The sequence below is a fragment of the Streptomyces sp. x-80 genome (assembly GCF_046549095.1).
Classification (GTDB): domain Bacteria; phylum Actinomycetota; class Actinomycetes; order Streptomycetales; family Streptomycetaceae; genus Streptomyces; species Streptomyces celluloflavus.
In genome coordinates this window covers 157951-171702 of sequence record NZ_JAJPWM010000008.1, presented here as the reverse complement: position 1 = coordinate 171702, position 13752 = coordinate 157951, and the positions used below count along the sequence as shown (strand labels likewise).

General features: G+C 72.2%; 9 protein-coding genes and 1 pseudogene. 7 read left to right on the top strand and 3 right to left on the bottom strand.

Going from position 1 to position 13752, the window contains the following annotated elements; genetic code table 11:
• Positions 1-40: 40 nt before the first annotated feature.
• The gene (locus tag ACLJWH_RS18020; RefSeq protein WP_381715580.1) at positions 41-997 is read left to right on the top strand and encodes an ROK family protein; all 957 of its coding nucleotides are present in this window, start codon (positions 41-43) and stop codon (positions 995-997) included.
• A 596-nt stretch (positions 998-1593) separates the two neighbouring features.
• Here the strand turns inward: ACLJWH_RS18020 and ACLJWH_RS18015 are convergent.
• Positions 1594-3663 carry an NPCBM/NEW2 domain-containing protein gene (locus ACLJWH_RS18015; protein WP_411142742.1) on the bottom strand — a complete coding sequence of 690 codons (2070 nt, stop codon included), beginning with the start codon at positions 3661-3663 and terminating at the stop codon, positions 1594-1596.
• A 269-nt stretch (positions 3664-3932) separates the two neighbouring features.
• Between ACLJWH_RS18015 and ACLJWH_RS18010 the strand changes: the two genes are divergently transcribed.
• The 4 genes from ACLJWH_RS18010 to ACLJWH_RS17995 all read left to right on the top strand — a co-directional run bounded on the left by ACLJWH_RS18010 (position 3933) and on the right by ACLJWH_RS17995 (position 8471).
• Positions 3933-5192: an ABC transporter substrate-binding protein gene (locus ACLJWH_RS18010; protein ID WP_411142741.1), complete on the top strand. Its 1260-nt coding sequence runs from the start codon at positions 3933-3935 to the stop codon at positions 5190-5192.
• Between the two features lie 53 nt (positions 5193-5245).
• On the top strand, positions 5246-6190 hold the full coding sequence (locus tag ACLJWH_RS18005; protein ID WP_411142740.1) for a carbohydrate ABC transporter permease: 945 nt from the start codon (positions 5246-5248) through the stop codon (positions 6188-6190).
• On the top strand, positions 6187-7074 hold the full coding sequence (locus tag ACLJWH_RS18000; protein ID WP_411142739.1) for a carbohydrate ABC transporter permease: 888 nt from the start codon (positions 6187-6189) through the stop codon (positions 7072-7074). Before ACLJWH_RS18005 ends, ACLJWH_RS18000 begins: the two co-directional genes overlap by 4 nt.
• Positions 7075-7436: 362 nt before the next feature.
• Positions 7437-8471, top strand: a complete 1035-nt coding sequence (locus tag ACLJWH_RS17995) for an NUDIX domain-containing protein (protein ID WP_411142738.1) — start codon at positions 7437-7439, stop codon at positions 8469-8471.
• Between the two features lie 90 nt (positions 8472-8561).
• On the opposite strand, the gene ACLJWH_RS17990 is transcribed toward ACLJWH_RS17995, so the two are convergent.
• Positions 8562-9923 (bottom strand): dipeptidase, encoded by a 1362-nt coding sequence (locus ACLJWH_RS17990; RefSeq protein ID WP_411142737.1) that lies wholly within the window; start codon positions 9921-9923, stop codon positions 8562-8564.
• A gap of 180 nt (positions 9924-10103) precedes the next feature.
• Here ACLJWH_RS17990 and ACLJWH_RS17985 point away from each other — a divergent pair, with 180 nt between their 5' ends.
• Positions 10104-11309 carry a geranylgeranyl reductase family protein gene (locus ACLJWH_RS17985; protein ID WP_411142736.1) on the top strand — a complete coding sequence of 402 codons (1206 nt, stop codon included), beginning with the start codon at positions 10104-10106 and terminating at the stop codon, positions 11307-11309.
• 345 nt (positions 11310-11654) lie between these two features.
• Here the strand turns inward: ACLJWH_RS17985 and ACLJWH_RS17980 are convergent, their stop codons facing one another.
• On the bottom strand, positions 11655-12563 hold the full coding sequence (locus ACLJWH_RS17980) for a putative protein N(5)-glutamine methyltransferase (RefSeq protein ID WP_411142735.1): 909 nt from the start codon (positions 12561-12563) through the stop codon (positions 11655-11657).
• A 510-nt stretch (positions 12564-13073) separates the two neighbouring features.
• Between ACLJWH_RS17980 and ACLJWH_RS17975 the strand changes: the two are divergent.
• Positions 13074-13242 (top strand): annotated as a pseudogene (locus ACLJWH_RS17975) (DNA-binding response regulator); the annotation flags it as partial.
• Positions 13243-13752 lie beyond the last annotated feature (510 nt).

Here is a 13752-nt window from a genome sequence, read left to right as displayed (position 1 = left end):
ACACTCCCCGGCTCCATGCCCACCAGGAGATTCGACACCGATGCACACGTACCTCAGCGCAGCGTTGGACATTGGCGGCACCAAGATCGCCGGCGCTCTGGTGGACGGAACCGGCAGAATGACCGCACGGGTCACGCGACCCACCCCCGCCGACAAGGACGGGGCGACGGTGATGCGTGCGGTTGCCGAGGTGGTCGGTGAGCTGACCGCGGATCCCGGCTGGGCGCGGGTGGCGACCGTCGGTATCGGCAGCGCGGGCCCGGTGGACGCCTCCGCCGGTACGGTCAGCCCGGTCAACATCCCCGGCTGGCGTGACTTCCCGCTCGTCGCCGGTGTGCGGGAACTGGTCGGTGAGCGGCCGGTGGTGCTGGTCGGCGACGGTGTGGCGATGACCGCGGCGGAGCACTGGCAGGGCGCGGCGCGCGGCCGTGCCAACGCGCTGTGCATGGTGGTCTCCACCGGTGTCGGCGGCGGGCTCGTCCTCAACGGCCAGCTGCACCCGGGGCCCACCGGGAACGCCGGCCACATCGGCCACATCAGCGTCGATCTCGACGGCGACCTGTGCCCGTGCGGCGCCCGCGGCTGTGTCGAGCGGATCGCCAGCGGTCCCAACATCGCCCGCCGGGCGCTGGCGAACGGCTGGCAGCCAGGACCTGACGGCGATGTCAGCGCGGCCGCCGTCGGCGCCGCGGCGCGGGCCGGCGATCCGGTCGCCCTGCGCTCCTTCGAGCGGGCCGCCCAGGCGCTGGCCGCCGGGATCGCCGCCACCGCGACGCTCGTCGAGATCGAGATCGCGGTCATCGGCGGTGGCGTCGCGGGCGCCGGGGACATCCTCTTCACCCCCTTGCGCGCCGCCCTGCGCGACTACGCCAAGCTGTCCTTCGTGGCGGATCTGACCGTCGTCCCGGCCCAAATGGGCACGGACGCAGGGGTGGTGGGCGCCGCCGCGGCCGCCGCGCAACAGTCCCGTCTCGAAGCCTTCCTCCCCGCCCTCTGAGCCCGCCACCGTCACCCGGGCGCCCCTCGTCCTGCCGTCGGCCACGGGATACGGGCAGCGTTGCGCGTAGGGAGGGGGCGGCGACGGTGGCATCGCGCCGGGGGAGCGTGAGCGGTGCGGAGCGGACGAGCCGACCGGGACGGACGGGAGGCGCCGGGGCCAGGCTGGGAACGGCCCCGGCGCAGCCGGCGGCGGGCGGGACCGGCACGGTGAGCCCACTCCGGGGCCGCCGTGCGCGGACATCGGCCGCGGTGATGCCCACTGCCCACTGCGACGTGTGCCGCACCACCACGCCGTACACCCGGTACGTCCAGCGGGCCGACACCCTCACCGCGGGGACCGGCACGGGGGCCTGCACGGGGACCGGCCACCTCCTCCGCCGGGCGAAGCCGAACCGCCCGGAGACGTACGGCATGTGGACCCACGTCCGGCGGGCCGATACCGCTGACGACAGCGGCTCTGACGGTGCCCACGTCAGCGTCGGCCGCCTCACTGGCCGACGGCACGACCGGCCCGTTCCGGGACCGCGTACCTGATGGGTGCCGGGCGGGCCCGACGGGCGGGTCCGCCCGGCACCGGCTGTGCCCGCTGCTCGCTCAGCAGCTGAACCTGGCGTCGGCCCAGTCGGCGTGGTCGTAGTCCACACCGTCGCCGCCGTCGGTCACCACCAGGCGGACGGTCTCGGCCCCGGCGAGGCCGGCGGTGAGCGTCGTGGCGGGGTCCGCGCCGGTCCGGGTGGCGCTCGCGGCGACCCGTTCGCCGTCCGCCCACACCTCGAAGGCGGCCGAACCCTTGTCGCCCACCTCGTCGTCGATGCCGACCTGCGCGGTGAAGGCCGTGCACCGGCCGCCCGTGTAGAAGCTCACCTCGCTGGGCGCGTGCACGCCCAGGCCCCGGTCGAAGCGGGTGCCGCCGATGGTGATCGGTCCGCCGTCACCGGCCGCGCGCTCCCCGACGCTGGTGTTCTTCTCGACCGGGCCCCAGCCGTTGGCGGACGTCAGCCAGGGCAGTTCGGCGGCGTACGCGGTCCCGGCCGGTGGTGGCACCACGACCTGGACCGTGCCGGGCAGGGTGGTGGTGATCCGCTGTCCGTCCGGTGCGCGGTAGCCGGCGGTCAGCGTCAGCGGCCGGACGCCGGGCGCGGCCCCGGGCGGGGCGGTGATCCGCCAGGTGGTGGTCAGCCGCCCGCCGCCGGGCAGTGCGCGGGCCGTCGCTGCGGTGGTGGCCCGGATCCGCCACCCCTGCGGGCCCTTGACAGTGACCGTGACGTCCTCGGCGGGCGTGCGGCCCAGGTTGCCGACGGTGCTGCGGAGGCCGGTGGCGGCGCCCGCCTCGACCAGCGGCGTACGGTCGGTGCCGGTTTCGACGGACGGCGGGTAGCTCGCCCAGTGCCGGTCGGCGGAGACCCGGTAGAGGGTGGTGCCGTGGGCCGGCACGGTCGCGGAGACGGTGCCCGCGGTGTGGTAGTCCCGGTGCTGCCACAGGTCGCGCAGCCGGTAGCCGGCCGCCCGCGGGAGGCCGATGTCCGTGGCGGTGGTGGTGATCCGCTGTGGCTGGCCGGTCTCGTTGAACAGCGCGACCGCGCGGTCACCGTCGGCCAGTTGCTTGACCACCGTCCAGCGGCCGGCCTCGGACGTGTGGACCGTGGCCTGCTTGCCCAGCGCGTCCTGGTCCAGGGCGATGACGTCCTTGTTGTCCAGGATCTCGAAGGTCGCGGGGGACGCCTTGCGCAGATCGGAACCGATCAGCAGCGGGGCGGACATCATCGACCACAGGGAGAAGTGGCTGCGGTACTCGGTGTCGGTCATACCGCCGTTGCCGACCTCCAGCATGTCCGGGTCGTTCCAGTGCCCGGGGCCCGCGTGCGGTGCCAGCGGCAGATTCTGCTTGAGGATCGCGAGCATGCTCGGCCAGTTGTCACCGATGTCGCCGGTGGTGCGCCACAGGTGGCCCACGTCCGACGCCCACTCCCAGGGCTTGTTCTCGCCCCATTCGCAGATGCTGTAGACGATGGGCCGCCCGGTGGCTTGCAGCGCGTCCCGCATGGTGCGGTACCGCTGCCGGGCGTCCACACCCTGGTTGTTGCAGTTGTCGTATTTGAGATAGTCCACGCCCCAGTCCGCGAACTGCTGGGCGTCGGAGGACTCATGGCCCAGCGCACCGGGAAAGCCGACCGGACTACAGGTCTTGGTGCCGGCGCTCGTATAGATGCCGAACTTCAGGCCCTTGGCGTGGACGTAGTCGGCCACCGCCTTGATGCCGTTCGGGAAGCGCTGCGGGTCGGGGACGAGCTTGCCGTGCGCATCGCGGGCGGGCAGCGCCCAGCAGTCGTCGAGATTGACGTACCGGTAGCCCGCGTCCTTGAGGCCCTTGGTGACGAAGAGGTCGGCGATGCCCTTGACCATCTCCTCGTTGAACTCCGCCCGGCAGTGGGTGGAGTTCCAGTTGTTGAACCCCATCGGGGGCGTCCTGGCGAGTCCGCCGGGCAGCCGTGGGGCGTCGTCGGTGGTGCGGGTGGTGCGCGGGGCGTCCGAGGCGTCCGGGCCGGGCGTACGGGCCGCGGCCGGCAGGGCGGTCACCCCCGCCGTGCAGAGCAGTGCGACGGACAGTGCTCCGACGATTCTTCGTCGGTTTCGCCGGGGTGTGCTGCGGGTGTGCGGGTGCATGAGGGGCTTCTCCGTCCTCGCGAGAGGTGCTGGGGAGTCATGTACCGGTCACTGGCGAGTGTTTACGGTAGGGCTTGTTGAACTCTGTTGGAAGAGGAGCGGTAACGGTTGTTCCTCCTCCTGCCAAATCTCTTGACTGACACGGTAGTTGGGAGGTGAGATCCCACCACTCGCGTTCGGTTCTGTTTGGTTCCACCCCTGAGGAGGGGGACATGGTCCGGTCAACGTTCAGCGGCTCAGACGCGTACGGGGAAGCGGCAGGAGATCGGATGTCCCGCCGGACGCTGCTGCGGGGCGCCGCGCTCGGCGCGGGGGCTGTCGCCCTGCCGTCCCTGCTCGCCGCCTGTGACAGCGGTCCGAAGAACGGCGTCTCACTGGGGTCCAACGCCTCGGACGCCGTACCGAAGAAGGCGTTCGCCGCGGCCTTCGCGGCGTACGAGAAGAAGTCGAAGAAGACGGTGAAGGTCAACACCGTCAACCACGAGAATTTCCAGGAGAACATCAACCGCTATCTCCAGGGCACCCCGGACGACGTCTTCATGTGGTTCGCCGGAAACCGCATGCAGTACTTCGCGCAGAAGGGCCTGCTCGCGGACATCAGCGATCTGTGGCAGCACTTCGGCGGATTCTCCGACGCCCTCAAGAAGCAGTCCACGGGTGCGGACGGCAAGCAGTACTTCGTGCCGTACTACTACTATCCGTGGGCGGTCTTCCACCGGAAGAGCGTGTTCCAGGAGAAGGGGTACGAGATCCCCCGGACCTTCGACGAGTACCGGGCACTCGCGAAGCAGATGCAGCGGGACGGGCTGGTGCCGTTCGCCTTCGGCGACAAGGACGGCTGGCCGGCGATGGGCACCTTCGACTACCTCGATATGCGCGCCAACGGCTACGACTTCCACATCGCGTTGCTGAGCGGCCAGAAATCCTGGAACAGCCCGCAGGTCAAGCAGGTCTTCGACCTGTGGCGCGGACTGCTGCCGTATCACCAGCAGGGCGCCAACGGCCGCACCTGGCAGGAAGCCGCGCAGAGCCTGGCGCAGAAGAAGGCCGGTATGACCGTCCTCGGGCTGCCGCACCCGGGACAGCAGTTCGGCGCGGCCGACCGCGACGACCTGGACTTCTTCCCCTTTCCCGAGATCGACCCCGCCTTCGGCCGGGATGCCGTCGAGGCGCCGGTCGACGGATTCCTGATGTCGAAGAAGGCCAGGGACAAGAGCGGTGCGAGGGAACTGCTGACCTACCTCGCCACGCCCGCGGCGGAAGACATCTACCTGGCCTCCGACCCGAACAACATCGCGGTCAACAGCGGCGCCGACACCACCGCGTACACACCGCTACAGAAAAAGGCCGTCCAGCTCGTCTCGGGCGCCCGGCAGATATCGCAGTTCATGGACCGCGACACCCGGCCCGACTTCGCCTCGACCGTGCTGATCCAGGCGATCCAGCAGTTCCTGAACAGACCGGACGACATCGACGGCCTGGTGAACGACATCGAACGCCAGAAGAAGCAGATCTTCGCGGCCGGCTGACCGTGCCCCGTACCGCCGTCAACCGGCCCGCGCCGACCGGGGAATTCCGTCATATGACCGCCGCGAGGGACGGGGAGCGAAGAACCGTGCCGAATACCTGCGCACGGCGCGCCGGACGACGCGGACCGCGGCGCCACACCCGCCGCGATCTCGCCGTCCTCGGCGTGCTGCTGGGCATACCGATCCTGCTCGATCTCGCCCTGATCTGGGGCCCGACGCTCGCCTCCGTCGGCCTGTCCTTCACCACCTGGGACGGTGTCGGCGACATCACCTGGGCCGGTTTCAAGAATTACGACAACCTGTTCACCACCTACCCGCAATTCTGGCCGGCGGTCCGTCACAACCTTCTGTGGCTGGTCTTCCTCGGCGTGTTCGCCGCGCCCTTCGGCCTGCTGCTGGCCGTCCTCATCGACCGCGGTGTCCGCTTCAGCCGCTTCTACCAGTCGACGCTCTATATGCCGGTGGTGCTCTCCCTGGCCGTCGTCGGCTTCATCGCCCAGCTGATCCTCTCCCGGGACCAGGGCGCGCTCAACGCCGTGGTCGGCGGCAGGAATCCCACCGACTGGCTGGGCGATCCCGGCCTCAATATCTGGATGGTGCTGCTGGCGGCCTGCTGGCGGCACACCGGATACGTCATGATTCTCTATCTCGCCGGCCTGAAATCCGTCGACCCCACCCTCAAAGAAGCCGCCGCCATCGACGGCGCCACCGAGCGGCAGACCTTCTTCCGCGTCGTCCTTCCCACGCTGCGCCCGGTGAATGTCATCGTCGGCGTCATCACCGTCATCGAATCGCTGCGCGCCTTCGACATCGTCTATGCGGTCAACAAGGGCCGCAACGGCCTGGAACTGCTGTCGGTGCTGGTCACCGACAACATCATCGGGGAGGCCGGCCGGATCGGATTCGGCTCGGCGATCGCCGTCGTCCTGCTGCTCGTCTCCATGGGATTCATCGTGACCTATCTCGTCCAGGAACTCCGCGGGGAAAAGCGGCGATGACCCTCTCCGCCACTCCCGCCCCGGTCCGCCCCCGCTCCCGCGGCCGACTCGGCGTCCACGCCTTTCTGCTCGTCGTCTCGCTGGCCTTCCTCGCCCCGCTGCTGCTGGCCGTCTACGCCTCACTGCGCCCCTACGAGGAGACCGCGAAGTACGGCTATTTCTCGCTTCCGCGCCATCTCTCCTTCGACTACTACCGGCAGGCATTCGTCGATTCCGGTATGGGCAAGTACTTCGTGAACTCGCTCGTCATCGCGGTCCCCGGCGTGGTGGTCACGCTCTTCCTGGCGTCCTTCGTGGCCTTCGCCGTCGCCCGGCTGCGGATACGCGGCGGCACGGTCCTGCTGATGGTCTTCACCGCGGGAAACCTGCTGCCCCAACAGGTGATCGTCACCCCGTTGTACGTCCTTTTCAACAAGATTCCGCTGCCGTACTGGATGTCCGACTCCCTGACCGTGTACGACTCCTACTGGGCCGTCATCGTCGTGCAGATCGCCTTCCAGCTCGGCTTCTGCGTCTTCGTCCTGGCCCATTTCATGCGCACCCTGCCGGTGGAGATCCTGGAGGCCGCCATCGTCGACGGCGCCGGGGTCTGGGCCCGGTACCGGCGCATCACCCTCCCGCTGTGCCGCCCCGCGCTCGCCGCCCTCGGGACGCTCCAGTTCACCTGGATGTACAACGACTTCCTCTGGGGCCTGGTCTTCCTGTCCGACGGCGACAAACTCCCCGTCACCTCGGCCCTGAACAATCTGCGCGGCCAGTTCTTCACCGACTACAACCTGCTCGCGGCGGGTTCCGTCCTCGTCGCGCTGCCCACGATTTTGGTGTTCCTGGTCCTGCAACGGCACTTCGTCGCCGGCCTGACCCTGGGGGCGAGCAAGGGGTAGGGCACAAGCGGCCGTTGACCCGCCGATGGGCTGCCGTTGACCGGGCCGGCGGGCCGCCGTCATATGCGCACCGGCCCCGCCCGCCCGCGGCCCGGAGGTCGGTGCGCGGGTGGGGGTTTCGGGGCTGGAGGGGCTGGGGAGCGCTTGAATGCCGGGGGCTACGCGGCGGGGGATGCGGTGACCGGAACCCCCGCCGTGGCGCATTCCCGACCGGCCGGAACACGGGGATCGAGCGGTCTCCGGGGCCTGGCCGGTAGGTGGACGCGCGCGGCGCCCGGTCATGCCCGCGACCCGTGGTCCGGGGCGTTTCCGTGGCAGGGTGTTGCGGGCAACTCACCTGGGTCTAGGGAAGAGGGGTAACCGTGATCGTCTGGCTGAACGGCACGTTCGGTGCGGGCAAGACCACAGCGGCTCATGAATTGCTCGACCTGCTTCCCGGAAGCACGCTCTACGACCCCGAACTCCTCAGCGGCGGCCTGCGGCTGATGCTGCCGGCCAAGCGGCTGGAGGACGTCGACGACTACCAGGACCTGCCGTCCTGGCGGCGGATGGTCGTGGACACCGCCGCGGCCCTCCTCACCGAGGTCCCCGGACCTCTGGTGACGCCGATGACGCTGCTCCGCCAGGAGTACCGCGACGAGATCTTCGGCTCGCTCGCCGCCCGCCGGATACCCGTCCGGCATGTCCTGCTACATGCGGAGGAAACGATCCTGCGCGCGCGGATATCGCGGCGGGAGGAGGAACAGGCGGACCCCGGGACCGGCGCCTCGACACGCGCCTGGTCGCTGGCGCACCTGGGGGCGTACGCCACCGCGCTGGAGTGGCTGGCGGGCGACGCACACGTCGTCGACACCACCCGGCTGACCCCCCGGCAGACCGCGGAACAGGTCGCCGAGGCCGTCCGGACCGGCGCCGGTTCCTGCGACATCGTGCAGACCCCGGAGCCGACCGCCGAGACCCTCGCCGCCGGTGTGCTGCTCTTCGACGACGAGGAACGGGTGCTGCTCGTCGACCCGACCTACAAACCGGGCTGGGAGTTCCCCGGCGGCATCGTCGAACCCGGCGAAGCGCCCTCCCGGGCCGGCGTGCGCGAGGTCGCGGAGGAATTGGGCATCCAGCTGCCGTGCACCCCCCGGCTGCTGGTGATGGACTGGGAAGCGCCCAAACCACCCGGCTTCGGCGGACTGCGGCTGCTCTTCGACGGCGGCACGCTGCCCGGCGACCGGATCCGTCAACTGCTCCTGCCCGGCGCCGAGTTGCGCGACTGGCGCTTCGTCACCGAGGCGGAGGCCGAGAAGCTGCTGCCGCCGGTGCGCTGGAACCGGCTGCGCTGGGCGCTGCGCGCCCGCGCCCGGGGCTGCCCGCTCAACCTGGAGGCGGGCGTCCCGGTCGGCTGAACCGGCTCCGGGCGCAGCAGCAGGCGCCGCGCCCCGGCCGCCGGCCGGCGGTCCGTGCGCGGCGCCCCCGGGCACGCGCGGCCTGGCGGGTCAGCCCCGGCTCGCCGCGTACCGCTGGAGGAACAGCGCCTCGGCGAGCGAGAGCCGCGCCAGCTCCTGCGGCGAGACGCTCTCGTTCACGGCGTGGATCTGTGCCTCGGGCTCGCTCAGCCCGATCAGCAGGATCTCCGCGTCCGGGTACAGCCCGGCCAGCGTGTTGCACAGCGGGATCGAGCCGCCCATACCGGACGTCTGCATCTCCTCGCCGTCGTACGCCTCGCGCATCGCCGACGCCATCGACGCGTACGCCGGGCTCTTGGTGTCCGCACGGAACGGCTGCCCCTGGCCGATCTGCTCGACCGCGACCCGCACACCCCACGGAGCGGCGCCCTCCAGATGCGCGACGAGCAGCTTCGTCGCCTCCGCGGCGTCGGTGCCCGGCGGCACCCGCAGGCTCACCAGCGCCCGCGCGCCCGCCTGGACGGACGGGGTGGCGCCGATCACCGGCGGGCAGTCGATGCCGAGGACGGTGACCGCGGGGCGCGCCCAGAGCCGGTCCGCGACCGTACCGCTGCCGATCAGCTCGACACCGTCCAGCACCTTGGCGTCCTTGCGGAACTCCTCCTCCGCGTACTGGAGCCCCTCCCAGCTCGCGTCCGCGGCCAGCCCGCGCACGGTCGTCGAACCGTCCTCGGCGCGCAGCGAGTCCAGGATCCGGATCAGCGCCGCGAGCGCGTCCGGCGCCGCGCCACCGAACTGGCCGGAGTGCAGATTGCTCTCCAACGCGTCGACCTGCACCCGCACCAGCGTCATCCCGCGCAGGGTCGCGGTCACCGTCGGCAGCCCGACCCGGAAGTTGCCGGTGTCACCGATGACGATCGCGTCGGCCGTCAGCAGCTCGGGGTGCGCCTCGGCGTACCGCTCCAGGCCGCCGGTGCCCTGCTCCTCCGAACCCTCCACGATCACCTTGACGCCGACCGGGACGCCGCCGTTCTCCTTGAGCGCGCGCAGCGCCGTCAGATGCATGATCAGGCCGCCCTTGCAGTCGGCGGCGCCGCGCCCGTACCAGCGGCCGTCCCGCTCGGTCAGCTCGAACGGCGGGGAGACCCACGCGGCCTCGTCCAGCGGGGGCTGCACGTCGTAGTGCGCGTAGAGCAGCACCGTCGGGGCCCCGGCCGGACCGGGCAGGAAACCGTAGACCGACCGGGTGCCGTCCGGCGTGTCCAGCAGGGCGACGTCCTGGAAGCCCTCCGCGCGCAGCGCGCCGGCGATCCAGTCGGCCGCCGCATCGCATTCGCTCCGGGGGAACTGGGCCGGGTCGGCGACCGACTTGAAGGCCACCAGCTCGGCCAGCTCGGTCCGGGCGCGGGGCTGGAGCGCGGCGACGGTGTGCGCGAGCGGGCTGTCAGACATGGAACGCTCCTTGTGGGCGCGGCGTTGAGTACGTACGGAACGTCCGGCGGGATGCCGCCGGACGGGCCGCACACACGGGCAAGAGTGCCCCCGATCTTCCCACAGGCGATCCGCGCGAGTGCGGCCCGTAGGATGCGGGCGGTACGCCCAGCCAGGCATCGAACGGGAGCAGCAGCACAGGTGAGCAGCGAGCAGGCAGCCGAGGACAACCAGCAGGTGTGGGACGTCGTGGTGGTGGGCGCGGGACCCGCGGGCGCCTCGGCCGCGCACGCCGCGGCCTGTACGGGACGCCGGGTGCTGCTCCTGGAGAAGGCGGCCCTGCCGCGGTACAAGACCTGCGGCGGCGGCATCATCGGCCCCTCGCGGGACTCTCTGCCACCCGGCTTCGAGCTGCCGCTGCGCGACCGGGTGCACGCGGTGACGTTCTCGCTGAACGGCCGGCTGACCCGCACCCGCCGCTCCAAGAACATGCTCTTCGGGCTGGTCAACCGCCCCGAGTTCGACGCCGGACTGGTCGAGTCGGCCAAGGACGCGGGCGCGACGGTCCGTACGGGCGTCACCGTCGCACGGGTCGAGCAGCACGGCGCCGCGGTCCCGGACCGGCGGACCGTCGCGGTGGTGCTGGGCGACGGCGAGGTGGTGCTGGCGCGGGCCGTGGTCGGCGCGGACGGCAGCGCGGGCCGGATAGGCGCGCATGTCGGCGTCAAGGTCGACCAGGTCGACCTCGGCCTGGAGGCGGAGATTCCGGTGCCCGCGACGGTCGCCGAGGACTGGGCGGGCCGGGCACTCATCGACTGGGGCCCGATCCCCGGCAGCTACGGCTGGGTCTTCCCCAAGGGGGACACCCTCACCGTCGGCGTGATCTCCGCGCGCGGTGAGGGCGCGGCGACCAAGCGCTATCTGGAGGACTTCATCGGGCGGCTGGGGCTCGCGGGCTTCGAGCCGAGCATCTCGTCCGGGCATCTGACGCGCTGCCGCGCCGACGACTCGCCGCTCTCCCGCGGCCGGGTGCTGGTCTGCGGTGACGCGGCCGGGCTGCTGGAGCCGTGGACCCGGGAGGGCATCTCCTTCGCGCTGCGGTCGGGGCGGCTCGCGGGGGAGTGGGCGGTACGCGTCAGTGAGGCGCACGACGCCGTGGACGCCCGCCGGCAGGCCCTGAACTACGCCTTCGCGATCAAGGCGGGGCTCGGTGTGGAGATGAGCGTGGGGCGGCGGATGCTCGCCCTCTTCTCCCGGCGACCCGGCATGATGCACGCCGCGGTCACGGGCCTCCGCCCGGCCTGGCACGCCTTCGCGAAGATCACCCGCGGTACGACGACGCTGGGCGAGCTGGTCCGCACCCACCCGATGGCGCGGCGCGTGCTGGAGGGGCTCGACCGGCCGTGAGGCGGTGCCCCGACAGTGCGGCCGGTGGCCACGACCGGCCGCCTCCGCTCCGGCGGGCGGCGGCGCGGTGCGGCCGGATCCCGGGATCGGGGCGCCGTTCGTGGCCGCCCGTAAGCGGCGCACCGCCGCGGATGTGCCAGGTGCGGGCGGGGGCGAGGCACCGGCCGCACCTGACTGCCATCCGTACGGCTACCGATACGGCCACGGCTACCGCTGACACGCCCCCGTGCCGCCGCGGAGCCCGTCGCCCGGGTCGGCCGGACACCGGTCGGTGTGGCCCGCGCCGCGTACGCGACCGGCGGGCCGACGGACTCCGCGGACCGGCCGCCCGCCGCCCGCCGCGCCTCAGTGGCGTATGCGCCGTTGGCCTCCGTGGCCTCCTTCGCCTCCGTGGCCTCCCCCCTCGCGTCCCATGCCGCCGCCGGGTGTCGTATGCACCCCGCCCGGTGCGGTGCCGATGACGACGGTGGCGTCGTGTTCCTCGCTGTGGGTGACCTGGGGAACCAGCCCGCTGCGGGCGAAGACTTCGGCGGCCGGCGGCGCCTGGCGCTCGCTCGTCTCGACCAGCAGATGGCCGCCCGGCGCGAGCCAGCGCGGCGCCGCGGCGGCCACCCGCCGCATCACGGCGAGCCCGTCCGCGCCGCCGTCCAGTGCCATCAGCGGCTCGTGGTCGCGGGCCTCCGGGGGCAGCAGCCCGACCGCGCCGGACGGTACGTAGGGCACATTGGCGGCCAGGACGCCGACCCGGCCCCGCAGCGTGGCGGGCAGCGGCTCGAAGAGATCGCCTGCGTACGCCCGGCCGCCGGCGGAGGTGATGTTCCGGCGGGCGCACCGCACCGCGGCGGGGTCGATATCGGCCGCGTACAGCTCGATTCCGTCCAGCGCCGCGGCCAGTGCGGCGCCCACCGCGCCCGAGCCGCAGCACAGATCGACGACCACCGTGCCGGGCCGGGCGAGGGCGGCGGCCCGGCGGACCAGGAACTCGGTGCGGCGGCGGGGGACGAAGACCCCGGGGTCCACGGCTATCCGCAGCTCGCAGAACTCCGCCCAGCCCAGAACGTGTTCCAGGGGCAGGCCGGTGACCCGCCGGTCCACCATGGCGGCGAGACCGGCGGGCGTACGTGCCGTGGCGATGAGCAACTCCGCCTCGTCCTCGGCGAAGACACAGCCGGCGGCCCGGAGCCTGGTGACGACGGCGGACGGGGCGAGCGAAGACGGGGGCGACGGACGTGACGGGGTGGGTGACGCTGACATGGGAGCCCTTCGGGATACCTGAGGGTGCTCCCGCGGTCACCTACGCCAGAGGGACCGCACGGCCGTGAGGAGGAGGGAGCACCCGACCTGATACAGCGGTAATGGGTCTCACCTCCTTGATATGTCCACTGCTGGAAGCGGAAACATTACCCGAGCACGCCGACCGTGTCGCGCCCCGGACTCCCCGCAGTGCCGCCCGCCACGGCCGTCGCCCGGCCGACGGCTGCTCCGTCGGGAGTCCGGCCGGTCACCGGGTGGGCGGACGCCGCGCGGGTCCGGTGCCGTCCGGCGTTACGGGCATGGAGAACGGAGCGCCGCCGAGGACGCGGCACCGCCTCGGCACGGTCCGGGAGCGATGGCTGACGGCGGCCGGCGGGGAACCGCGGAGCCGGGCCCGCCTGCCCTGGCCGTCGACGCTCGCGCTGACGGTCTTCGTGATGGCCGGTCCCGTTTCGCCACGAGGTTTCAGCCGGACCGCGTCCGGCTCGACGGGTACGCGCACGCCCTGCCTTCGGCATCGGCCTCTCCCACGAGGAGATCGCCCGCCGACTGGTCGTCAGCCCGCTGACCGCCAAGACGCATGTCAGCCGCACGATGGTGAGCCGGGCGCCGCGACCGCGCCCAACTGGTCGTGCCGGCCCGCGAGTCGGGACCGGTGCGGCCCGGCCGGCTGGGCTGACGCCCCGTGAACGGCGGCCCGCGGCCGGGCCTGGTGCGATCCGGCCGATCCCGTGGGGGACCGGGTGACGGGATGCCGGACACGGGAACGGGGGAGTGACCGGTCGGCCGATCGCGGGTGCGTGTTCCGGTTGGGTGCGGTGCAGGTGGCGGCCGGACTCCCGGCGGGAGCCGCGGGTACGCACGCGAGCTGTTGCGGGGGCGGATCGACGATTCGGCGTCGTTGGGGTCGGTCTTGTGGCGGGTGTTCTGCCGGTCTGGTCGCGCTCGATGGCTTGGTCGTGGTGCTGCGGTGCCGGTCGGGTGCCTGGGGCGGCGCGGGGAGGCCGGCCGGCGGTGGCCGTGCGGGCGGTGGGCGTGCGGGCGGTGGACGTCCTCGCGAACAGGGCCGTCAACGGGCCGCAGCCGTACGACGATCGCGCGCTGCCGCCGGTCGGTGCCGGGTCGGCCGCCGGTCGGTGGTCCCGTGGCGGCGAACACCCGGGACCGGGTCCCGGCACCGGGCGTTCGC

What these genes read in the sequence shown, in the direction of transcription:
- ACLJWH_RS18005 (WP_411142740.1), top strand. Translation starts at nt 5,246, where the DNA reads ATGACCGCCGCGAGGGACGGGGAGCGAAGAACCGTGCCGAATACCTGC.
- ACLJWH_RS18000 (WP_411142739.1), top strand. Translation starts at nt 6,187, where the DNA reads ATGACCCTCTCCGCCACTCCCGCCCCGGTCCGCCCCCGCTCCCGCGGC.
- ACLJWH_RS18010 (WP_411142741.1), top strand. Translation starts at nt 3,933, where the DNA reads ATGTCCCGCCGGACGCTGCTGCGGGGCGCCGCGCTCGGCGCGGGGGCT.
- ACLJWH_RS17980 (WP_411142735.1), bottom strand. Translation starts at nt 12,563, where the DNA reads ATGTCAGCGTCACCCACCCCGTCACGTCCGTCGCCCCCGTCTTCGCTC.
- ACLJWH_RS18020 (WP_381715580.1), top strand. Translation starts at nt 41, where the DNA reads ATGCACACGTACCTCAGCGCAGCGTTGGACATTGGCGGCACCAAGATC.
- ACLJWH_RS17990 (WP_411142737.1), bottom strand. Translation starts at nt 9,923, where the DNA reads ATGTCTGACAGCCCGCTCGCGCACACCGTCGCCGCGCTCCAGCCCCGC.
- ACLJWH_RS18015 (WP_411142742.1), bottom strand. Translation starts at nt 3,663, where the DNA reads ATGCACCCGCACACCCGCAGCACACCCCGGCGAAACCGACGAAGAATC.